The organism is Ruminococcus turbiniformis (genome assembly GCF_020687545.1).
In the GTDB taxonomy this organism is placed as follows: Bacteria; Bacillota; Clostridia; order Lachnospirales; family Lachnospiraceae; genus Mediterraneibacter; species Mediterraneibacter turbiniformis.
Genome location: NZ_JAJEQX010000012.1, coordinates 35,476 through 56,893, shown reverse-complemented (window position 1 = coordinate 56,893; position 21,418 = coordinate 35,476). Strand labels below are relative to the sequence as shown.

Sequence of the window (21,418 nt, the reverse complement as noted above, 5' to 3'; positions counted from 1 at the left end):
CTTTGCTGCACCTGTCGGAAAACACATGCACAGCAAAAACACTGTACATGAGTCTCATTATTTAAGATAAGCCAGATCCCGATACGGGATCAGCATGTTGACTTACCGCGCATCATCGCGCCAATTACTCCCTCACGAACAGATAATATATTATCAGCAAAGGGAAGGATTTGCAAGAAGAATTTTCGGCAGAACGTGCCGGCAATGCAGAACCGCAATATTTTTGAAGCAATCTGCCTGCGGGTCACGTTCACAGGATTGACATATTTCTCTGTTAGACTTAAAGTAATTTTAAAGTGTTGAAAGAGGAGAATGATCTATGGAAAATATAAAAATACTGGTGGTTGACGATGAGAGCCGCATGCGCAAACTTGTAAAGGACTTCCTGGCCAGGGAGGGCTATAGTGTGCTGGAAGCAGGCGACGGGATGGAGGCGATGGATGTCTTTTATTCGGACAAGGACATTGCCCTGATTATACTGGACGTGATGATGCCGAAGATGGACGGATGGCAGGTGTGCAGGGAGATCAGAGAGTCGTCGAAAGTGCCGATCATTATGCTTACGGCGCGCTCGGAAGAACGGGATGAGCTGCAGGGATTCGAACTTGGCGTGGATGAGTACATCTCAAAACCGTTCAGCCCGAAGATCCTCGTGGCAAGAGTAAACGCTATTCTCCGGAGAACGCTCGGAAGCGATGAAGGGGATGTGATCGAGGCAGGCGGAATCGTCTTGGATAAGACGGCGCACATTGTCAAAATTGACGGGGAGCCGATCGAATTGAGTTATAAGGAATTTGAGCTTCTTTCCTATTTTATGGAAAATGAGGGCATCGCTCTTTCCAGAGAAAAGATACTGAACAACGTATGGAACTATGATTATTTCGGCGATGCCCGCACAATTGATACCCATGTAAAAAAACTCAGGAGCAAGCTTGGGGATAAGGGAGAATATATCCGGACAATATGGGGCATGGGCTACAAGTTCGAGACAGACTGATCCGGGGTGACATACGATGAAACATTCGATCAGAAGACAGATGACGGCAATTTTTATCGGTCTGTTTGCGTTTGTACTCGGCGGAGTGCTTATGATCAATAACGGGTTCCTCGGCTCCTATTATCTGTCGCATAAAACGCAGGACCTGATAAAAACCTACAATCAGATCAACGAAACAATACGGGACGGGAATCTGACCGATGACACAGTGCAGAATCAGATTGTGATCCGCGCGGAGCGGGCGAATATTGATCTGGTCGTGATCGATGCGAAGGGCGATGCGATTGTCCGCACGCTCAGTGTGGACGATCCCCGGTTTAAGGAAATGCTTGTCGGGATTCTGGGATTAAATACAATCCAGGCAGAGAGCGTGCTCCGGCAGACGGATATGTACACTGTGTACCGCTCGGCCAGCGACATGACAGGCGGAGAGATGGAGTATCTGCGGATGTGGGGACGGTTTTCCGACGGCTCGTGGTTCCTGATGCAGAGTCCGCTGGCAAGTATTGAGGAGAGCGCGTCGCTTGCAAATCAGTTTCTGATATATCTGGGAATTGTCGGTATGATTCTGGGCGGCTTTTTTGTATGGCTTTTTTCGCGAAGAATTACCCAGCCGCTTATGGAACTGACCAGACTTTCCCAGGAAATGGCAAACCTCAATTTCGATGCCAGGTATACGCGGGGCGGGGAAGACGAGATCGGCATCCTCGGACGCAATTACAACAGAATGTCAGAACAGCTGGAAAAGACGATCTCAGAGCTTAAAAGTGTGAATAACCAGCTTCAGAAAGATATCGAACAGAAGGAAAAGCTGGAAGATATGAGAAACGAATTTCTGGGAAATGTCTCCCACGAGTTAAAGACGCCTATCGCCCTCATTCAGGGATATGCAGAAGGACTCAGGGAAGGGGTCAATGATGATCCGGAAAGCCGGGAATTTTACTGCGATGTCATCATGGATGAAGCGGATAAGATGAACCGGATGGTAAAGAACCTTCTGACGCTGAATCAGCTGGAATTCGGATCAGATGAAGTTCAGTTTGAGCGTTTTGACATTGTAGGGCTTGTGAGCGGCGTGATTGCGAGCTGCGAGATACTGATTCAGCAGGCGGAGGCGTCGGTGGACTTTGTCGCCGATGAAAAGCTGTATGTGTGGGCCGATGAGTTCAAGACGGAACAGGTAGTGCGCAATTACCTGACAAATGCAATTCACCATGTGGAGAATGAACGGAGAATCGAAGTGAGAATCATCCGGGACGGAGACAAGGCAAGAATTACTGTGTTCAACAGCGGAAAACCGATTCCGGAGGAAGATATCCCGAAACTCTGGGATAAGTTCTATAAAGTGGATAAAGCGCATACGAGGGAGTACGGAGGCAACGGCATCGGACTTTCGATCGTTAAGGCGATCATGGAGTCTTTCCGCCAGAAGTATGGCGTCAAAAACTATGACAATGGCGTCGCGTTCTGGTTTGAGCTTGATGCAAAGACGGTTATGGAAAATGAGGATAAGGGAAGTCAAAATACTTCTTTACATTAAAGTGAAAATGCGTTAAAATGTTACTATTACCGATGGTTTTGAGGCATACGGCATGCCGCTGAGAGCAGTGGGCTTATCGTATGCCTCATGTGCATTCTGGCGTGAAATATGCATCTTCGGAATATAAAGCGCATAAGATACCAGATGTCCGTGATGAAATCAGGGAATGAAATGAGAACAGGGAGGAAAAAACATGTACGAGACAATTTACGGGATTATTCAGTCCATTGATGACCTTGTCTGGGACTGGGGCATGATTCTGCTTCTTCTTGGAACCCATGTTTTTCTCACAATCCGCACAGGATTCATCCAGAGAAAAACAATTATCAAAGGGATTCCGCTTTCTGTGGCCAAAGAGGATGGAGCGGACGGGGAAGTGAGCCAGTTTGCGGCGCTGACGACAGCTCTTGCGTCTACGATAGGAACAGGAAATATTATCGGAGTCGGAACTGCGATTGCGCTTGGCGGCCCCGGAGCGGTACTCTGGTGCTGGCTGACCGGTGTGTTTGGAATTGCGACAAAGTATTCCGAATCACTGATTGCCGTGAAGTACCGCGTCAAGACGCCTGACGGGCGTATGCAGGGCGGTGCCATGTACGCGCTGGAGCGCGGGCTGAACATGAAGTGGCTCGGTATGATTTTTGCCGTATTTGCAGGATTTGCCTCCTTCGGAATCGGCTGCGCGACGCAGGTTAACGCCATTGCGGAAGTGTGCAGCTCGAATCTGGGAATCCAGCCATGGATTGTAGGAGTTGCTGTGGCGGTACTGACGGCGTTTGTCATCTTCGGCGGTATTAAGACGATCTCCAGTGTGTGTGAGAAACTTGTTCCGTTTATGGCTGTTTTTTATGTGCTCGGCTGTGTGATCATTCTCGGTATGAATCATGAATACGTCATACCGGCGATTACGACGATCTGCAGACTCGCCTTTGCGGATCAGGGGGCTGTTGTGGGCGGTCTCGTGGGCGGCGGGCTGCGCTATGCGATTCAGTACGGAGTTGCGAGAGGTCTTTTTTCCAACGAGTCCGGTATGGGATCCGCGCCGATTGCGGCAGCGGCGGCCAAGACGAAAAATCCGGTCAGACAGGCGCTTGTTTCGTCTACAGGGACTTTCTGGGACACGGTTGTTGTCTGCCTGATGACAGGGCTTGTGCTTGTCTCTACAATGCTCAGGGATCCCGCAGGTGTGGGATCCGGAATCGAAGACGGCGGAACGCTGACAACACTTGCATTTGCACAGATCCCCTATTTCGGACCATTTATTCTGGTTGTCGGCATTATTACATTTGCGTATTCAACCATTCTGGGGTGGGCGTACTACGGCGAGCGGTGCGTAGAGTACTTCTCGGGAAAGAAAGGCCTGATACCATACCGTGTGCTTTACATAGTGGTTGCTCTGATCGCTCCGGTGCTTGCGCTTGACCTTGTGTGGCTGATTGCGGATATTCTGAATGCTCTGATGGCGATTCCGAACCTGATCGCAGTGCTTCTGCTGTCACCGGTGATCGTAAAAGAGACGAAAAAATACATCAATAACCTGGACGCGGTTGACGATACGCCGGTTCCTGTGGTAAAAACAGGTATGGGAAGAAAAGAGGATTAAAAGATGATGACAGCGATCATTGATTATGATGCGGGAAATATACGAAGTGTGGAGAAAGCGCTTCTGTCGCTGGGACAGGAAGTGGTGATAACCGGCGACGCGGAAAAGATTGAGTCGGCGGATAAAGTGATCCTTCCGGGAGTGGGCGCTTTCGGAGATGCAATGGCAACACTCAGAGCGCGGGGGCTGGATCAGGTGATACGCCGTGTAGTAAACAAGGGCACGCCGTTTCTCGGTATCTGTCTGGGACTGCAGCTGCTTTTCGAGCGGAGCGATGAGGCGCCGGGAGTGGAAGGGCTTGGAATCCTTAAAGGAGAGATCTTACGAATCCCGGAGCAGGAAGGGATGAAAATCCCCCATATGGGATGGAACTCTCTTCATCTTGAAAATGACGGACGGCTCTTCCGGGGAATACAGGACGGAGCGTATGTCTATTTTGTGCATTCCTACTATCTGAGAGCAGAGGATGAAAAGATTGTAAAGGCATCCACGGATTACTGCACGCACATCCATGCGTCGGTGGAACAGAATAACGTGTTTGCGTGTCAGTTTCATCCGGAAAAGAGCAGTGATGTGGGACTCGCTATTCTGAGAAATTTTGTAGAGCTGTGATGCGCGGCATCCGGTTTGGGAGGAAATATATGTTTACAAAAAGAATTATTCCCTGTCTGGATGTGAATGCCGGGCGGGTGGTCAAAGGAGTCAATTTCGTTGATCTGAAAGATGCGGGAGATCCGGTGGAAATTGCGAAGGCGTATGACAGAGCCGGGGCAGATGAGCTTGTATTTCTGGATATCACCGCATCCTCTGACGCCAGAGGAACTGTGATTGACATGGTGAGAAAGGTAGCGGAGTGTGTCTTTATTCCGTTCACAGTGGGCGGAGGAATCCGGACGGTGGATGATTTTCGTGCGATTTTAAGAGAGGGCGCGGATAAGGTGTCCATCAATTCCTCGGCGATAAACACGCCGGAACTGATCAGCGAGGCTGCGGACAAATTCGGAAGCCAGTGTGTCGTCGTGGCGATTGACGCGAAGAGAAGAGCAGACGGTTCCGGATGGAATATTTACAAAAACGGCGGACGAATCGATGTGGGGATCGATGCGGTTGAGTGGGCGAGAAAAGTGGACGCGCTCGGCGCAGGAGAGATCCTTCTGACAAGTATGGACTGTGACGGCACGAAGGCGGGATACGATCTTGAACTGACCAGAACGATTGCGGAGAATGTCTCTGTTCCGGTAATCGCCTCCGGCGGAGCGGGAAAGCTTGAACACTTCCGTGAAGCTCTGACAGAAGGCAAGGCGGATGCGGCTCTGGCGGCATCGCTGTTCCATTATAAGGAACTGGAGATCCGACAGGTCAAAGAGTATCTGCGCAGTGAAAATGTACCGGTAAGGCTGTAGCGCATGCACGGAAAGTACGGAAGCACCGGGAGAGAGTAATATTTTCGCGAAGATGTACAGATTCAGAAATGTTAACGGACAAAAAGGAGAATATTATGGCAGGACTGAACGGAGACTGGTACGAAGCCCTGAAGGGGGAATTTTCGAAAGAGTATTACCGGAAACTTTTTGAAAAAGTGAATGAGGAGTACAGGACAAGGCTGATTTTCCCCCCGGCAGAGGATATTTTTAATGCATTTCACCTGACTCCGCTGAAAGATGTGAAGGTCGTGATCCTGGGACAGGACCCGTACCATAACAACGGGCAGGCCCACGGGCTGTGTTTTTCTGTGAAAAAGGGCGTAGAGATTCCTCCGTCGCTTGTGAATATCTATCAGGAGCTGCACGATGATCTGGGCTGTACGATTCCGAATCATGGATGTCTGACAAAATGGGCGCAGCAGGGAGTGCTTCTTCTGAACACGGTGCTTACCGTGCGTGCGCACCAGGCAAACTCCCACCGGGGAATCGGTTGGGAAGAGTTTACGGATGCGGCGATTATGGCGCTCAACAGCCAGGACCGTCCGATGGTGTTTATCCTGTGGGGAAGTCCGGCACAGAGAAAAAAGGCGATGCTCAATAATCCGAAGCATTTGATTTTAACCGCACCGCATCCGAGCCCGCTCTCGGCCTTCCGCGGCTTTTTTGGGAGCAGGCCTTTCAGCAAGACAAATGAGTTCCTGGTAAGTAATGGAATTGAGCCGATTGACTGGCAGATTGATTAAAAAAGCCTTGCTTTTTTGCAGAAAGAGCGGTATAATTTCTATCGTGCCAGATGCAGATGTAGTTCATCGGTAGAACACCAGCTTCCCAAGCTGGGGAGGCGGGTTCGATTCCCGTCATCTGCTTGTGAAAAGTCCCGTGTTTACGGGACTTTTTTAATGGAAACAACCGGCTGGCATGCCGGTTGTTTATGTCTGCAGTCTCTTTTCTTCTTTTTATTTTTAGAAAATCTTTACTTTTCCCCGGACACTATCTTTTGATTTATCCTTTATGATGCGGTTATCCTTTTTTCACTTGAAGAGGAAATCCGCAAAAAGGAGGAGAATGTGAAAAATATAATCTGCGTAAACAATCTGTATAAGCTTTACCGGGTAGGAGATACTGCTGTCCGGGCTCTGGACGGGGTAAGCTTTACTGTCCGGGAGGGCGAATTCTGTGCCATTGTGGGCACATCGGGCTCAGGAAAGTCAACCCTTCTCAATATGCTGGCCGGACTGGAACGGCCGACAAAGGGAGAGGTCATTATAAACGGCCATCACATCGAAAAAATGAATGAAAGCGAACTGGTAAGCTTCCGCGGGAACAATGTGGGTTTTATTTTCCAGTCGTTCCATCTGCTTCCGGCACTGAATGCACTTGAAAATGTAGCCCTGCCGCTTTCTTTCCGGGGAGAGGAGAGAGGTTTGAGAAAGAAAAAAGCGGAAAAGATGCTCAGAATGGTAAGCCTGGAGAAACAAAAGAACCATATGCCGAACCAGATGTCGGGAGGACAGCAGCAGCGTGTGAGCATTGCGCGGGCGCTTGTGTCGGATCCCCGGATCATTTTTGCGGATGAGCCTACGGGAAATCTGGATTCGCGCACATCGGAGGACGTAATGCGGCTGATGCAGAAAATTGTATCGGAACAGGGAAGGACGCTTGTGATGGTAACACATGACATGAATGAGGCGGAGTATGCGGACCGCATTATCCGCGTGATAGACGGAAAAATTGTAGAGAATAAAGAGAAGAGGAGAAAGCAGGAAATATGAAAAACGATAAATTCATTTTCAGTCGCAGAACGGATGAAAATACTGGAATATACAGCGGCGCAACTTTATGGGTAAAGAAAAGAAAACGGGCGGGAGCCCTCTGGGCGGGTATGCTCTGCGCTGCCCTCGTATTCTCCATGCTTCCCGCGAGGCAGGTATCCGCGGAAGAAGGAGATATGAAGCCTGCACGTATTCAGCTTGGAATCGGGGACGGCCAGGAAACACCGGTATTTAGCGCAGGAGAAAATACAAGCCTTGAAATTAAAGTGAAAAACAGCGGGAATACAGACGCGCAGAATGTTTGGATCGAACCTGTTATACAAAATGCCGATGACTGGCCTTTTGATGTAGGACAGATGAATTATGGACAGAGCCTGGAAACAGTAGGGGCAGACCAGCAGGTCGAGGCAGTGTGGGGAGGCGGTGAAGAGCCTCTGACAGTGAGAAAAGATGTTACCGGAAAACCGTACAGACTGGAGTTCCGTCTGACTTATGATGACGGGGTAAACTCTTTTGAGACAAATAAATATGTGTTTGTGAAAACACAGGCAGAAGCAAAAGAGCCGTCCCAGACAGTGTCCGAAGAAAAAACGCCGGAAGGCGGGAATACAGCAGAAAGCCCGTCCGGCGGAACCGGATTCGGAGGCGGAGCGGAAAGTTTTGGCAGTGTGCTTTCGGCCGGTGAAGTATATAACAGTGATCCGGTAGCCGCGGGAGGCGCGCCGGGCATAATTGCGGGAGAATCCGGGGAGAACGGAAAGGGAAGCGTGCCCCGGGTGATTGTGACAGGATTTGACACTGCTCCGGGAAAAGTAGATGCAGGCACGAATTTTACTCTTACAGTACACTTGAAAAATACATCAAAAAATATGCCGGTTTCCAACATGCTTTTTGACATTCAGCCGCCTTCATCCGGATCTGACAACGCGGCCGAGGCCCCGGCATTTCTTCCGGCGTCGGGCTCCAGCTCAATCTACCTGGAGGGGATACCCGCCGGAGAGACAAGAGATATTTCAATAGATCTGAACGCGCGGGCGGATCTGATCCAGAAGCCGTACAGTGTCGGTATGTCAATGAAATACGAGGACAGTAAAGCTGTGCAGTATGAGTCGCAGTCGATTCTCGCGATTCCGGTAAACCAGAAAGCGAGATTTGAATTCAGCAGGATTCAGGTGTCCCCGGAGACTGCCGCGGCCGGAGATGAGGTAAATATATCCTGCAGTCTTTATAATCTCGGACGGGTAAAAATGTATAATGTAAAGGCAAAATTTGAAGGAAAAGTGCTTGAGGAAAAGGAGGAGTTTATCGGTAATCTTGACTCCGGAGCGACAGGTACAATCGACAGTATTGTGAATATAAAACAGAATGCCGCGAAAGGAGAAAAATGCAGGCTGATTGTCAGCTATGAAGATGATGCGGGAAATATAAGTACGGCAGAGCAGGAATTCAGCGTGAATATTGAAAAAGCGGAGATGGACAGCCTGACGGATATGGATGAAACTGCTGCGCAGGAGGAAAAAAGCTTTGTCCCGGCAGCGGCTGCCGTTATAGGAATCATTGCCGCTTCCGGCGGTACAGTGGCTGTGCTTATGAAACGCAGAAAACGGAAAAATGCGGCGGAAGAGGAGGAATTCTCTGATGAGATGGAATGATCTGTTCAGAATGAGCATCAGCAGCCTGAGCAGAAGAAAATTGAGAACATTTCTTACAGTCCTTGGCGTAGTGATCGGGACATCATCGATTGTGGTAATGGTGTCGCTTGGACTGGGAATGCAGAGATCCATGTACAGCGAAGTAGAAAAAAACGGCGGAGCGTCAGGAATTACCGTCACGGGAAAAGGACAGGAAGAAATGCCGGGGGACGGAGCAAAAAAGGAAAGCAGGACGAAATATATTACCGATGAAGTGGTGAAACAGCTGGCACAGCTCGAACATGTAAAAAGCGCGGAACCCGTTCTGAGCCTTCCCGCAGTTGTTCTTAAAGGCAGCTATGAGGGAATGATTGAAATACAGGGAATGACTCCCGCCGGACTTGCATCGATGAATCTTAAAATGGAGAAAGGGGGAAAACTTCCCGATCCGGACAGCCGCGAACTGCAGCTTGTGTTCGGCAATTATGTACTGGCCGGATTTACAGAAAAAGGGACCGGAAGAGGATATTGGGAAACCGGGGTGATGCCGGACATTGATCTTGGAAAAGATCCTCTCTTCCTTGTACTTGACCAGGATGGCTACGCAAGGTCAGGCCAGCCGGCAGACATGGGAACGGAAAAGCAGGGCGGGGACGGAGCCGGTAATGCGGGAATCAGTTCTGCCCCGGCGCAGGCCCCGAAAAAATATGCAGTTCCGGTCAGCGGCGTTGTTGCAGGAGGAGAGAAAAATCAGAACGCAAATTCAGAGAATGTATTCTGTGATCTTGGAGTGCTTAAGGAGTATTTAAGGAGAGAATTCAGGGGACGCGCGATCCCGGGACAGCCGACGACAAAGAGCGGCAGGCCATATGGGAAGTTCGTTTACAGTTCCGCAAAAATCCAGGCCGATGATATGAAGAATGTAGAGAGGATATCAGATGAGATCCGGGGAATGGGCTATAACGTGACTACAAATAAAGAATATATAGATAGTATGAAGAAACAGTTTGAGATGGTCCAGGCGGTGCTGGGCGGTATCGGCGCGGTATCACTTCTGGTGGCGGCAATCGGCATTGCAAACACGATGATGATGTCCGTGTACGAAAGGACAAAAGAGATTGGAGTTATGAAGGTGATCGGATGCAGCCTCAGCAGTATCCGCAGGATGTTTCTGATAGAAGCTGCCTTTATCGGTTTAGCCGGAGGAATTACAGGAAATATCCTGAGCCTTTTAATATCAGGCATCATCAATATATTCGTTTCAGGAGGAGGGATGGAGCTGGGAGGCAGTATTTCGTTTATACCGGTATGGCTGCTGTTTCTGTCAACAGGGTTTGCGGTTCTTACCGGCACAGCGGCAGGATATTTCCCCGCGCGCAGAGCTATGGGCTTAAGCCCCCTTGAGGCGATCAGGAACGGATGATCCGGGATGATTCAGGCTGCTTCCGGGCAGTCTGTCATCCTTCTTCAATCACCTGTATCTCCAGATAATCAAAATCGATGGAATCGACGAAGTTGTCCTGATAAAATCTCGCCTTGGCGTGCCGCTTAAATTCGGTGATGGTTGCGTCCAGCCAGATCGGCTTGCTTAAGTCAAATTCATAGCAGATCTGATCGAGGGCGTTAAATATTTTATGAGTGCGTGTGTCATCCGAATCATCGCAGATGACAATGTCGCGCAGCATTCGGTTGTCTTTAAATTCTTTTCCCCATAATCGAAACATGATCTGAAGCTCCTTTTCTTTAAGTCTGAAGCTATTCTAACACAGAGGAGAAGAAAAGTCATTCCCAAAATCCCGTTGCCTGTATTCTCTGTTTTTGTTATATTTAATAAGTGTAATTGTATACCGGCGCTGGCTGCGGCCTGAAAGTCCGGAGAGGAAGAAAAGCCCTGCAAAGCGGTTGCGCGAAGAAGAGCAGGACGGTGAGAGAAAGGACAAAGATATATGATCAGAGAGTGCAGAGAAGAAGACAGGGAGATACTTTCCGCTTATCTGAGTGAGGAACCTTACGGAAGGGCGATCATGGCCCTTGTGGAGAAATATGGTTTTGACAGCCCGTTTCAGACAGTTTATGTAGATATGGCGGTAAATGGAGAGAATGAAAAGCATGTGGACGGAGTATACCTCTGGTTTTACCACAGCCTGATTCTCAGCTGCAGGCAGAATCAGGTGGCGATTGATTTCCTGGAGCAGATGTTCGGAATTGTAACGCCGGATATAATTACAGGAAGAAAAGATAATGTAAATATTGTGAGCTGGCTTCTTACGGATTACTTATCAGAGACGGCGGAGGAGATGCCGCTGATTCCGGGAGACGGCGGTAAGACGGAACAACTGGAAGAAGACGGCGGAAGGTTCCGGGGCGAGTGGCACGTCCTGAGAAAGGAAGGCGCGGTATGAAGCGGCTGTTTATCGACGGGCTTGGCGGTATGGCTCAGGGGCTGTTTGCCACACTGATTATCGGGACGATCATTCAGCAGATCGGCCTTTTTGTGGGCGGCAGTACGGGAGACATGATCTACGCGGTCGGAAGAGTGGCGGCGGCGCTCACGGGAGCGGGCATCGGTGCCGGAGTCGCGAGAAAACTTGACGCGGGGCATCTGGTGATCGTCTCGGCGGCAGTAGTTGGAATGATCGGTGCGTTCGCGGGAGATCTGAGGTCGGGGGCGCTCTTCTCGGACAGCGGGATTGTCCTGTCGGGACCGGGAGAACCGCTTGGAGCTTTCGTCGCGGCGTATGTTGCAATTGAGATCGGCGTTCTGATCTCGGGAAAAACAAAGCTTGATATTATCCTCACGCCGCTTGTGTGCATTAGCGCGGGTTCGGCAGTAGGGCTGTTTGTCGGTCCGCCGATCTCCGGCTTTATGAGCTGGCTCGGCTCTCTGATTAACTGGGGTACAGAACAGCAGCCTCTTGTTATGGGAATTGTTGTATCTGTATTGATGGGAATGATCCTGACGCTGCCCATCAGTTCGGCTGCGCTTGGCGTGATTCTCAACCTGTCGGGGCTTGCGGCCGGAGCTGCTACGGTAGGGTGCTGCTGCAATATGATCGGATTTGCTGTTGCCAGCTTCCGTGAAAACGGTGTGAGCGGTTTTCTCGCCCAGGGAATCGGAACATCCATGCTCCAGGTGCCCAATATTGTCAGGCATCCGCAGATCTGGATTCCGCCGATCCTATCCAGCGCGATTCTCGGGCCGGTGGGAACGATGCTGCTGCACATGACGAACAATGCGACCGGATCAGGCATGGGAACCGCGGGACTGGTGGGGCCGCTGATGACATGGCAGGTGATGAGCCAGACAGAGCAGGGGCTTATTGTCCTGATTAAGATTATTGTAATTCAGTTTATCCTTCCGGCGGTTGTGACACTGCTTATCTCAGAGTTTATGCGAAAGAGACGATGGATCCATCCGGGCGATATGAAGCTGGAGCTGTAGAGTGTGGCGGTGCAAAACGGCAAAGATAAAAATCTCATAAAAAAAGAGTGAACTCGGTTAACAGGAAACACAAAATATGGTATACTAAAGAACAATAAAATAACTAATGGGGGATATCCGCGATGAAGAGTGAACAGCAGGTAGAGGCTGCGCTTAAGAGCTACGAGGATGTCGACAGCTGGAAAACGGTGATATTTCTCTATAATGCAGCCATGAAAGAGGTGGGCACAAAGCTGGAGATCTTAAATGATGAATTCCAGCATGTACATCAGTACAATCCGATTGAGCATATCAAGACGAGGATCAAGACGCCTGAGAGCATCGTAAAGAAACTGAAACGCTACGGATACGAGACTTCCATTGAAAATATGGTCCGGTATATCAATGACATTGCAGGTGTACGCCTGATCTGTTCATTTACATCGGACATCTACCGTCTGGCCGAAATGATCGGAAACCAGTCCGATCTCAAGGTGCTTTCCATCAAAGACTACATAAAGAATCCAAAGGAGAGCGGTTACAAGAGTTATCACATGCTTGTCTCTGTTCCTATCTTTCTGTCCGACAGTGTCGTAGACACGAAAGTGGAGATTCAGATCCGGACAATTGCCATGGATTTCTGGGCGAGTCTGGAACATAAGATTTACTATAAGTTTGAGGGAAATGCGCCGGAATATATAAGCAGAGATCTGCGGGAATGCGCCAAGATGGTATCGGAACTCGACGAAAAGATGCTTTCGCTCAATGAGGCAATCCAGGAATGTATTCTGCAGGAAGAGAACAAAGACAAAATGGACGACGTGCTGGAAAATGTGCTCGGGAAAAACGGATGATAAATCCGAAAATTATTCTTAAGATTCGTGCGGAAGAGGCAAAAGATGTTGATGCTTTTGCCTCTTTTCGTTATAATATGTGAAGGGAAAAAGGCCGCCGGTTCCGGAGAAAAAGACCGTGAAAATTCCGGGTGCTGTCGTTTGCGGAGCGGCGGGGAAAGAAAAAGGAAAAGAGAATGACAGAAGAGGCTAAGAAAAAGGGGATTGAGATCGCGGCAGGAGTAGTTCTGGGCGTTTCAGCCTGGTTTGTTTCCGCGAGGCTGCAGGGGCCGGAAGGGACGGAGACGATTCTGTTTCTGATCGCCTACGCGGCGCTTTCTCTGAGGACATACTGGGAGCAGATAAGAAAAGTATTCCGGCGGCAGTTTATAGACGAGAATCTGCTTATCATCATCGCAACAGTGGGCGCATTTGCGATCGGCCGTCATAAAGAGGCGGTCGCGGCAATGCTCTTTTATCAGGTCGGTAAATTCGTGGAGCAGCTGTCTCTGAGCCGGACGAAGAAGTCCATCGCTGATTTTATCGATATCCGTCCGGAATACGCGAATCTGAAAGTGGGAAACACGGAGAAGATTGTGCCGCCGCAGGAGCTCAAACTCAGACAGATTATCGTGCTCAAGCCTGGAGAGCGGATTCCCGTGGACGTGGTAGTTACCATGGGGACGGGAACCGTAGATACGAAAGCTCTTACCGGAGAGGCAGAGCCGAAATCAGTAAAGCCGGGCGACCGTCTGTACAGCGGCAGCATTAACTTAAACAGTATGCTCGAGGCACGGGTTGTAAAGCTGTGCAATGACTCGGCCGCGGAGAAAATCATGCGTCTTGTGGAGAATGCGGATGATAAAAAATCAGAGCATATCCGTTTCGCGGACAAGTTTACGAGGTATTATACGCCGATTGTCATTCTGTTTGCCCTTCTGACGATGATTCTTCCTCCGATGATTCTATCGGAGGCGAGAGATGAGTGGATTTACCGGGGGCTGATCCTCCTTGTGGCATCCTGCCCCTGCGGGTTGATGGTGTCCATACCGCTGGCTTTCTTAGGCGGAATCGGAGCGGCGTCCAGGCAGGGAATCCTGATTAAGAGCGGAGGCGTGCTGGAGCGGCTGACCCAGGCGGATACATATGTTTTTGACAAGACGGGGACACTGACAGAAGGGGTGTTCCATGTGCAGAAAATCAGCGCCCGGGGGATGACGGAAGATGAACTTCTGGAGTTTGCCGTTCACGCGGAGGCATACTCGACCCACCCGATCGCTCTGTCTCTTCAGGAAGCATACGGGAAAAATCCGGATAAAAGCCGGGTGGGAAATGTGGAAGAGATGCCGGGGTACGGGCTGTCCGCCGAAGTGGACGGAAGGAAAGTGTCTGTCGGAAATGTCAGGTTTATGAACCGGTCCGGAATCTTCTGCCAGCCGTCTGATGAAGTGGGAACGGCAGTGTATGTATCTGTGGACGGTGAGTATGCCGGATGCCTTCTGATCTCGGATGCGGTACGCGAGGACGCGGGACGGCTGATCAAATGGCTCCACAGACGGCATTTCTCTACGATTATGCTGACAGGAGATAACGAAGAGACTGCGGAGAATGTGGCGTCCGGCCTCGGAATTGAGAGTGTGTACTCGGAGCTGATGCCGGAGGATAAGGTGGAACTTCTGGAAGAGTTCCGGGAAGGCCAGACCGAGGGAGAGAAAGTTGTTTTCGTCGGCGACGGGATCAACGACGCGCCGGTTCTGGCCCGGGCAGATATCGGAATCGCCATGGGCGGCCTGGGTGCGGACGCGGCTCTTGAAGCGGCGGATGTCATTCTGACGAAAGATGAGCCGTCAAAAATCATAAACGGAGTCAGGATTGCCCGCGGAACGCTCCGGTCTGTGAAACAGAACATGGTGATGGCCATAGGCATTAAAGTGATTCTTATTGTTCTGGCCTTTTTCGGTCTTGTGACTATGCAGAATGCGATCATGTCCGACATGGTAGTTCTGGTGCTCAACATATTAAATTCATTCTGGATGATGAAATATCCGGAATAGCGGGACAAGTCCGGAAAAGAATGTGGGCTTGATAAAATGCAGGGAGTGTAATATAGATGAAAAAAGAGAAGATCAGGAAAAGACTTGCCGCTGCGGGAGCGATCTGTGTGATGGCGGCGGTGCTGACCGGCGGCTGTGCGAATCCGGATAAGGCGGGGGCAAAGGCACTGGAGAACGGAGATTATGAGGAAGCGGCCGCACAGTTTGAGCAGGCTGCATCAAGCGATGATGCAAAAGAGGCCGCGGAAGGGTACCGGGGACTCGGCATGACCTACTATGAGACGGGGGATTATGAGGCTGCTCTCGAGGCATTTGGAAAGGCTATTGACGGCGGGGCCGAACAGACGGTTCAGCTTTACAACCTTGCGGGAATCAGCGCCATGCAGTGCTCCGATTATGCCACGGCGCTGGAGTATATACAGGCCGGGCTTGCCCTGGCTGATACGGAGCCGTCAGATCAGGAGAACGGAGAGGCAGAGTCCTGTGCGGATATGATCCGTGAGATGAAGTTCAATGAGATCGTCTGCTATGAACAGCAGGCGGACTGGGAGAATGCCCGGCAGAAGGTGACAGAGTATCTGGAAGACTATCCGGATGATGAGGCGGCTCAGAAGGAAGCCGAATTTCTTGCGACCCGGTAGCGCGTCTGCGCTGCCGGGTTTTCCGGAAAAGGGAGACAACAGTGATGTATGAGATGGAACATATCGAGGAAAAAGTGATTCTGGTCGGAGTGGATACGGGGAATGCCGATGCGGCTTCCCGTTCGCTTGACGAGCTTGCCGATCTGGCGAAGACAGCGGGTGCGGAAGTGGCGGGCAGGATCATTCAGGCGAGGGACAGCGCTCATCCGGCGACCTATATTGGGAAGGGAAAACTTCTGGAGCTGAAAGATCTCATATGGGAGACGGACGCCACGGGAATTATATGTGACGATGAGCTTACGAGCGTCCAGATCGGAAACCTGGAGGAGGAGCTCTCCTGCAAGGTGATTGACCGGACGCTTCTGATTCTCGACATTTTTGCAGCGAGGGCAGTGTCAGGAGAAGGAAAGATTCAGGTGGAGCTGGCACAGCTTCGCTACCGCGCGTCCCGCCTGTCCGGACTGGGAAAATCTCTCTCCCGTCTGGGAGGCGGTATCGGCACGAGAGGGCCGGGGGAGAAGAAGCTGGAGATGGACCGGCGGCTCATCCGCGAGAGGATCAGCAGACTGAAAAGAGAGCTGAAAGACGTAGAGCGGCACAGGGAGCTGATCCGTGCACAGCGAAGACAGTCCGGGCTTAAGGTGGCCGCGCTGGTCGGGTACACGTCGGCTGGAAAGAGCAGTCTTTTAAATGCGCTTACGGATGCGGGCATACTGGAGGACGCCATGCTGTTCTCCACACTGGATACGACGACCCGCTCTCTGATGCTGGACAATACACAGGAGATTCTTCTGAGCGACACGGTCGGATTTATCCGGAAGCTGCCGCATCACCTTGTGGAAGCGTTTAAGAGTACGCTGGAGGAGGCGAAATACGCGGATATTGTCATTCATGTGGTGGATGCCTCCAACCCGCAGATGGATGAGCAGATGCATGTCGTCTATGAGACGCTGCGTGAACTCGGAGCGGAGGGCAGTCCGGTTATCACGCTGTTTAACAAACAGGATCTTCTGGATGCCCCGGTAAACCACCGGGATTTTCAGGCGGACTATTCGATTCCGGTGTCCGCAAAGACCGGAGCGGGCCTGGATGAAATGAAAAAGGCCCTCCTCGAGATTGTGAGGAGGGACCAGATTTTTATCGAACGTCTCTATCCGTTTTCGGATGCGGGAAAGATCCAGCTGATCCGAAGCAAGGGGCAGCTTGTCTCGGAGGAATATGTGCCGGAGGGAATCGCAGTGAAGGCATATGTGCCCCGGGATATATACGGCAGAGTATGAACGAGTGTCTGCTCAAATACGAGCGTATGATTAAACTTTTCTGCTGTCAGATCATGCCGCCGTCCAGGCCGATGATCTGTCCGGTGAGATAGCCGGGGCCTTCGGCAAGGGAGAGTACGAGCTGAGCGGCCTCTTCGGGGGTGCCGTATCTTCCGGCGGGGATTTCCTCTTCCAGGGCGGTTCTTTCCTCTGCGTTAAGGCGCGCGTTCATCTCGGTGTCGATGACGCCGCAGGCGACGGCATTGACCTGGATGTTGCTCGGAGCCAGCTCTTTTGCGAGCGCCTTTGTCAGGCCGTGGAGACCGGCTTTTGATGCGGAGTAGGCGGCTTCGCAGGAGGCGCCGGCAGTTCCCCACATGGAGGAAATGTTGATAATGCGTCCGCGTTTCTGCGAGACCATATGCGGGATCGCAGCGCGGCAGCAGTAGAAGGCGGAGGAGAGATTAGTGTCGATCAGTCTTCTCCACTGGCCGTCTGTCATGTCGGTGAGAAGTCCGAAGGAGGCGATGCCCGCATTGTTTACAAGGACGTCAAGACCGCCGCAGAAAGGCTCGATTTCCGCGAACATGGAGCGAACACAGTCCGGATCGCCTACATCGCCGGGAAGCAGCGTGCATGTTCCGCCGAGCTCTGCGATGAGTTCTTCTGTCTCACGGAGCTGAGGAAGGGAATTTCTGCTGTTCAGAAACACATGGTATCCGTGCCCGGCGAAAGCGAGAGCGCAGGCACGTCCGATGCCGCGGGACGAGCCGGTTATGAGAACATATTTTTTCTTTATGGATTTTATTGTCATGGATTTCATCGCCTTTCTCTGTTTTGCTCGGGAATAGTATAGCATGAAGCGGGGAAAGACGGAACAAAAACATAACTGAAGCAGAAGATTGAAATACAGGGGGAGAGAACGGATGCGGGAAGCAGAGATACGAAAGAAACTGGAGACCGGGATAAAGCTGAATGAGTCTGAGAGAAAATGGCTCTGCCATGAGCTGATGACGACAGAGGAAAATATGGAGAGGCTCATTCTGAACTATTTTGAGGATGAAGACTTTCTCGAAGTGTACCGGCGGCGAATCGGAGGCGGCGTGATCGGCGGAAAAGCGTGCGGTATGCTTGCGGGGAGAAAGATTGTCGAGAAGGATATGCCGGATTTTGCCGGCTCGTTTCTTCCTCATGATTCCTTTTACATAGGAACAGATGTTTTTTATACTTATCTGAAAGAGAACGGATGCCTGGAGCTGTGGAAAGAAAACGCCGCAGGCGTGAAAAGAGAGCCCGACCGGCTTGTGGAAATGCTGGAAAACGGAGTGTTTTCGGAAGAGACAAAAGAGGGATTTGCCCGGATTACAAGCGAGTACAAAAATGTCCCGTTCATTGTCCGATCAAGCAGTATGCTGGAAGACGGATTCGGGAATGCATTCTCCGGTAAGTATGAGTCTATATTCTGTGTTGCGCGCGGAGATGGGGCGGAGAGCCTGAAAGTGCTTGAAGATGCGGTGCGAAGAATCTATGTGAGCACGCTGAACCCGTCTGCGGTGGAGTACAGAAAGCAGTGGCACCTTGCGGGAACGGAGGAGAAGATGTCTCTTCTTGTACAGCGGGTGGAAGGCAGATTTTACGGAGATTACTATTTCCCGGTAGCTGCGGGGATGGGATGCTCGTACAATTCCTATAAATGGATGGAATCCCTGAATCCGGACGCGGGGATGCTTCGCGTAGTAGCCGGGCTTGGGACAAAAGCGGTTGAAAGGAGTTCTGATGACTATCCGAGAATGATCGGGCTTGAACGGCCGGAGGCGAGAATGCATGCAACTGTTGCCGAGCGGCACAGATTCTCTCAGCGTATGGCGGATGTGCTGGAAAAAGACACAGGAAAGCTTTGCAGAATCCCGGTCCAGGAACTTGTGCCCCTGCTTCCTAAATACTGCGTGGATCTGATACTGAGCCGTGATACAGAGGCGGAGACCCGCCTGATGGAGCAGAGACAGTTCAGGAAGGTGTATTTTGCGGATTGTGAAGGAATTGCAGAAAAGAGCGGGTTCATGTTCGGAATGAAAAAGATGCTCAAAGCGTTGGAAAAAGGATATGGAAGCCCGGTGGATATAGAGTTTGCGCTGGACATATCGGAGGAGGGGGAAATAAGGATCAACCTCTTCCAGTGCAGGCCGATCCATGCGGGACCGTCCAGAACGGTCCTGATCCCGGAAGGAGCGGATGACCGTATTCTTTTTGATGTGAAAAATGCATCGATGCAGAGATCGAAAGAAGAGCGGATTGACATGATCGTCTGGATCGATCCTCAGAAATATTATGAGTGCCCTTATGCGGAAAAATCGGATGTGGCGCGTATGGTGGGCGAGATTAACCGGTATTACGAACCGGGGAAAAAGAAAATCATGCTTCTGGCTCCGGGAAGGATCGGTACGAGTTCTCCGGAACTGGGAGTGCCTGTGTCGTACGCGGATATCAGCCGGTTCTGTGCGATCTGCGAAGTAGAGTACAGCAGGTCGGGGTATTCGCCGGAACTCTCATACGGAAGCCATATGTTCCAGGATCTGGTGGAGGCGGATATCTACTACGGGGCTATCGAGGAGGGGCGTAGAACAAGGCTGTATCAGCCGGGGCTTCTGAAAAACTTTCCGGAGATGTTTCTGAAGATGTTCCCCGACGAGTATGATCTCGGACGGATTGTCAAAGTATATGATCTCTCGGACGGAAATGTGCGTCTTATGCTTGATTCGAAAAGCGGACGCGCGGTCTGCGTTGCCGGGAACGGAGAAAACAGGCGAAAGCATGCGGATAACGAAGGGAGAATATAAAGAAGAAAGGGGATGCTGCGCGAAAGTGCGGCATCCCCTTCTTCTGGAGAAATGTCAGTAAAAAGTAACTAATCTGGTTAAGAGCCGGCGTGTTTCCGGCTTTCTGACTTTATGGCCAGATCCCCCTCATGTTCTTGGCATCCACGACACGTTTCACGGCGATCAGATATGCGCCGGTTCTTAAGGAGGTGTGTTTTTCCTGGGAAATATCCCAAACCGAATCGAATGCCCGGTCCATGATCTCTTTGAGCTGCTCGTTCACATGTTCTTCGCTCCAGGATACGGACTGGATATTCTGAACCCACTCGAAATAGGAGACAACGACACCGCCTGCGTTTGCAAGAATATCAGGCACAACGACGATTCCCTTTTTGTTCAGTATCTCATCGGCCTCCACGGTAGTCGGTCCGTTTGCGCCCTCTACGATGATTTTGGCGCGGATTTTATCAGCGTTTGTCTCATTGATCTGGTTTTCAAGAGCTGCCGGTACAAGGACGGTTACGTCCAGTTCAAGCAGTTCTTCGTTGGTGATGAAACGGATTCCTTCCCTCTTGTAGCCGTCCAGCGTATTTCCGCGTTTTGCTGAGAGATAGGAGATGATATCCGGTATGTCCAGTCCGTCCGCACAGTACAGTCCGCCGGATACATCGCTTACGGCAACGACCCTGATTCCCTGCTGATGGAGAAGTTTTGCAGAGACACTTCCTACATTTCCCATACCCTGAACAGCAGCCGTTGCATCGGAGGGGGTCTGCTTCATTGCTTTCAGGATATTGAGTGTTGTCAGCATGACTCCGCGGCCGGTAGCCTCGCCTCTTCCGAGAGCGCCGCCCAGCTCAATGGGCTTTCCGGTTACCACACCGTGGACACAGTGTCCTTTTAACATGCTGTATGTATCCATGATCCATCCCATGACAGTTGCGTTTGTTCCTACGTCCGGGGCAGGAATATCCTGATCCGGTCCGATGATGGGGGCGATCATTGCGGTGAACCGGCGGGTCAGTCTGCGCAGCTCGCCCACGGACAGCTTCGTGGGATCACATACGATACCCCCTTTTCCGCCACCATAGGGGATGTTGACAACTGCGCACTTAAATGTCATCCATGCGGCCAGTGCCTTGACTTCGTCGAGATTTACGTTCTGGTGATAGCGGATGCCGCCTTTGGCCGGCCCGCGGGAAGTTGAGTGCTGGATGCGGTACCCTTCAAATACCTGGACGCTTCCGTCATCCATCTTGACCGGAACTGCGACTTTGAGTTCTCTTTCCGGATAGTTGATCGCTTCATATTCGCTTTTGCTGTAGCCGAGGATGCCTGCCGCGTTTGCAACAACCGAAAGTACATTATCATACGGATTATATTTTGAATTCATGGCATTTTTACCTTCTTTCACTTTGAGAAACAGA

At 51.0% G+C, this 21,418-nt stretch carries 19 protein-coding genes and 1 tRNA gene; 17 read left to right on the top strand and 3 right to left on the bottom strand.

Going from position 1 to position 21,418, the window contains the following annotated elements; translation table 11 throughout:
• The first annotated feature begins 319 nt into the window (after window positions 1–319).
• From LKD70_RS08220 to LKD70_RS08175, 10 genes are all read left to right on the top strand, one after another.
• Window positions 320–997 (top strand): response regulator transcription factor, encoded by a 678-nt coding sequence (locus LKD70_RS08220; protein WP_227707545.1) that lies wholly within the window; start codon window positions 320–322, stop codon window positions 995–997.
• A gap of 16 nt (window positions 998–1,013) precedes the next feature.
• Window positions 1,014–2,537: a sensor histidine kinase gene (locus LKD70_RS08215; RefSeq protein WP_227707544.1), complete on the top strand. Its 1,524-nt coding sequence runs from the start codon at window positions 1,014–1,016 to the stop codon at window positions 2,535–2,537.
• A gap of 193 nt (window positions 2,538–2,730) precedes the next feature.
• Window positions 2,731–4,140, top strand: a complete 1,410-nt coding sequence (locus tag LKD70_RS08210; RefSeq protein WP_227707543.1) for an alanine/glycine:cation symporter family protein — start codon at window positions 2,731–2,733, stop codon at window positions 4,138–4,140.
• Window positions 4,141–4,146: 6 nt separating this feature from the next.
• The gene (hisH, locus tag LKD70_RS08205; RefSeq protein ID WP_227707594.1) at window positions 4,147–4,752 is read left to right on the top strand and encodes an imidazole glycerol phosphate synthase subunit HisH; all 606 of its coding nucleotides are present in this window, start codon (window positions 4,147–4,149) and stop codon (window positions 4,750–4,752) included.
• 29 nt (window positions 4,753–4,781) lie between these two features.
• The gene (hisF, locus tag LKD70_RS08200) at window positions 4,782–5,543 is read left to right on the top strand and encodes an imidazole glycerol phosphate synthase subunit HisF (RefSeq protein WP_227707542.1); all 762 of its coding nucleotides are present in this window, start codon (window positions 4,782–4,784) and stop codon (window positions 5,541–5,543) included.
• A 95-nt stretch (window positions 5,544–5,638) separates the two neighbouring features.
• The gene (locus LKD70_RS08195; protein WP_227707541.1) at window positions 5,639–6,307 is read left to right on the top strand and encodes a uracil-DNA glycosylase; all 669 of its coding nucleotides are present in this window, start codon (window positions 5,639–5,641) and stop codon (window positions 6,305–6,307) included.
• A gap of 52 nt (window positions 6,308–6,359) precedes the next feature.
• Window positions 6,360–6,430 (top strand) — tRNA-Gly (locus LKD70_RS08190).
• 201 nt (window positions 6,431–6,631) lie between these two features.
• Entirely contained in the window at window positions 6,632–7,336 is a 705-nt protein-coding gene (locus LKD70_RS08185) for an ABC transporter ATP-binding protein (RefSeq protein WP_227707540.1), read from the top strand.
• Window positions 7,333–8,988, top strand: coding sequence for a COG1361 S-layer family protein (locus LKD70_RS08180; protein ID WP_227707539.1), 1,656 nt, complete (start codon window positions 7,333–7,335; stop codon window positions 8,986–8,988). Before LKD70_RS08185 ends, LKD70_RS08180 begins: the two co-directional genes overlap by 4 nt.
• Window positions 8,975–10,390 (top strand): ABC transporter permease, encoded by a 1,416-nt coding sequence (locus LKD70_RS08175; protein ID WP_227707538.1) that lies wholly within the window; start codon window positions 8,975–8,977, stop codon window positions 10,388–10,390. Before LKD70_RS08180 ends, LKD70_RS08175 begins: the two co-directional genes overlap by 14 nt.
• 34 nt (window positions 10,391–10,424) lie before the next feature.
• Here LKD70_RS08175 and LKD70_RS08170 read toward each other — a convergent pair whose 3' ends face one another.
• Complete coding sequence (locus tag LKD70_RS08170; RefSeq protein WP_227707537.1) at window positions 10,425–10,691, bottom strand: hypothetical protein; 267 nt, start codon at window positions 10,689–10,691, stop codon at window positions 10,425–10,427.
• Between the two features lie 222 nt (window positions 10,692–10,913).
• Here LKD70_RS08170 and LKD70_RS08165 point away from each other — a divergent pair, with 222 nt between their 5' ends.
• The 6 genes from LKD70_RS08165 to hflX all read left to right on the top strand — a co-directional run bounded on the left by LKD70_RS08165 (window position 10,914) and on the right by hflX (window position 17,196).
• Entirely contained in the window at window positions 10,914–11,369 is a 456-nt protein-coding gene (locus LKD70_RS08165; protein WP_227707536.1) for a hypothetical protein, read from the top strand.
• Window positions 11,366–12,409, top strand: coding sequence for a PTS transporter subunit IIC (locus LKD70_RS08160; RefSeq protein ID WP_227707535.1), 1,044 nt, complete (start codon window positions 11,366–11,368; stop codon window positions 12,407–12,409). Before LKD70_RS08165 ends, LKD70_RS08160 begins: the two co-directional genes overlap by 4 nt.
• 122 nt (window positions 12,410–12,531) lie before the next feature.
• Window positions 12,532–13,242 carry a GTP pyrophosphokinase gene (locus tag LKD70_RS08155; protein ID WP_227707534.1) on the top strand — a complete coding sequence of 237 codons (711 nt, stop codon included), beginning with the start codon at window positions 12,532–12,534 and terminating at the stop codon, window positions 13,240–13,242.
• Between the two features lie 176 nt (window positions 13,243–13,418).
• Window positions 13,419–15,275 carry a heavy metal translocating P-type ATPase gene (locus tag LKD70_RS08150; protein ID WP_227707533.1) on the top strand — a complete coding sequence of 619 codons (1,857 nt, stop codon included), beginning with the start codon at window positions 13,419–13,421 and terminating at the stop codon, window positions 15,273–15,275.
• 56 nt (window positions 15,276–15,331) lie between these two features.
• A complete protein-coding gene (locus LKD70_RS08145) occupies window positions 15,332–15,916 on the top strand; it encodes a tetratricopeptide repeat protein (protein WP_227707532.1) in 585 nt (194 codons plus the stop codon).
• 44 nt (window positions 15,917–15,960) lie between these two features.
• Window positions 15,961–17,196: a GTPase HflX gene (gene hflX, locus LKD70_RS08140; protein ID WP_227707531.1), complete on the top strand. Its 1,236-nt coding sequence runs from the start codon at window positions 15,961–15,963 to the stop codon at window positions 17,194–17,196.
• 46 nt (window positions 17,197–17,242) lie between these two features.
• Here the strand turns inward: hflX and fabG are convergent, their stop codons facing one another.
• Entirely contained in the window at window positions 17,243–17,989 is a 747-nt protein-coding gene (gene fabG / locus LKD70_RS08135) for a 3-oxoacyl-ACP reductase FabG (RefSeq protein ID WP_265104780.1), read from the bottom strand.
• Between the two features lie 112 nt (window positions 17,990–18,101).
• On the opposite strand from fabG, the gene LKD70_RS08130 reads away from it, so the two are divergent.
• Complete coding sequence (locus LKD70_RS08130; RefSeq protein WP_227707530.1) at window positions 18,102–20,012, top strand: PEP/pyruvate-binding domain-containing protein; 1,911 nt, start codon at window positions 18,102–18,104, stop codon at window positions 20,010–20,012.
• A 109-nt stretch (window positions 20,013–20,121) separates the two neighbouring features.
• On the opposite strand, the gene LKD70_RS08125 is transcribed toward LKD70_RS08130, so the two are convergent.
• Window positions 20,122–21,384 (bottom strand): Glu/Leu/Phe/Val family dehydrogenase, encoded by a 1,263-nt coding sequence (locus tag LKD70_RS08125; RefSeq protein ID WP_227707529.1) that lies wholly within the window; start codon window positions 21,382–21,384, stop codon window positions 20,122–20,124.
• Window positions 21,385–21,418: the final 34 nt, after the last annotated feature.

What these genes read in the sequence shown, in the direction of transcription:
- LKD70_RS08220 (WP_227707545.1), top strand. Translation starts at nt 320, where the DNA reads ATGGAAAATATAAAAATACTGGTGGTTGACGATGAGAGCCGCATGCGC.
- LKD70_RS08215 (WP_227707544.1), top strand. Translation starts at nt 1,014, where the DNA reads ATGAAACATTCGATCAGAAGACAGATGACGGCAATTTTTATCGGTCTG.
- LKD70_RS08210 (WP_227707543.1), top strand. Translation starts at nt 2,731, where the DNA reads ATGTACGAGACAATTTACGGGATTATTCAGTCCATTGATGACCTTGTC.
- hisH (WP_227707594.1), top strand. Translation starts at nt 4,147, where the DNA reads ATGACAGCGATCATTGATTATGATGCGGGAAATATACGAAGTGTGGAG.
- hisF (WP_227707542.1), top strand. Translation starts at nt 4,782, where the DNA reads ATGTTTACAAAAAGAATTATTCCCTGTCTGGATGTGAATGCCGGGCGG.
- LKD70_RS08195 (WP_227707541.1), top strand. Translation starts at nt 5,639, where the DNA reads ATGGCAGGACTGAACGGAGACTGGTACGAAGCCCTGAAGGGGGAATTT.
- LKD70_RS08180 (WP_227707539.1), top strand. Translation starts at nt 7,333, where the DNA reads ATGAAAAACGATAAATTCATTTTCAGTCGCAGAACGGATGAAAATACT.
- LKD70_RS08175 (WP_227707538.1), top strand. Translation starts at nt 8,975, where the DNA reads ATGAGATGGAATGATCTGTTCAGAATGAGCATCAGCAGCCTGAGCAGA.
- LKD70_RS08170 (WP_227707537.1), bottom strand. Translation starts at nt 10,691, where the DNA reads ATGTTTCGATTATGGGGAAAAGAATTTAAAGACAACCGAATGCTGCGC.
- LKD70_RS08165 (WP_227707536.1), top strand. Translation starts at nt 10,914, where the DNA reads ATGATCAGAGAGTGCAGAGAAGAAGACAGGGAGATACTTTCCGCTTAT.
- LKD70_RS08160 (WP_227707535.1), top strand. Translation starts at nt 11,366, where the DNA reads ATGAAGCGGCTGTTTATCGACGGGCTTGGCGGTATGGCTCAGGGGCTG.
- LKD70_RS08155 (WP_227707534.1), top strand. Translation starts at nt 12,532, where the DNA reads ATGAAGAGTGAACAGCAGGTAGAGGCTGCGCTTAAGAGCTACGAGGAT.
- LKD70_RS08150 (WP_227707533.1), top strand. Translation starts at nt 13,419, where the DNA reads ATGACAGAAGAGGCTAAGAAAAAGGGGATTGAGATCGCGGCAGGAGTA.
- LKD70_RS08145 (WP_227707532.1), top strand. Translation starts at nt 15,332, where the DNA reads ATGAAAAAAGAGAAGATCAGGAAAAGACTTGCCGCTGCGGGAGCGATC.
- hflX (WP_227707531.1), top strand. Translation starts at nt 15,961, where the DNA reads ATGTATGAGATGGAACATATCGAGGAAAAAGTGATTCTGGTCGGAGTG.
- fabG (WP_265104780.1), bottom strand. Translation starts at nt 17,989, where the DNA reads ATGACAATAAAATCCATAAAGAAAAAATATGTTCTCATAACCGGCTCG.
- LKD70_RS08130 (WP_227707530.1), top strand. Translation starts at nt 18,102, where the DNA reads ATGCGGGAAGCAGAGATACGAAAGAAACTGGAGACCGGGATAAAGCTG.
- LKD70_RS08125 (WP_227707529.1), bottom strand. Translation starts at nt 21,384, where the DNA reads ATGAATTCAAAATATAATCCGTATGATAATGTACTTTCGGTTGTTGCA.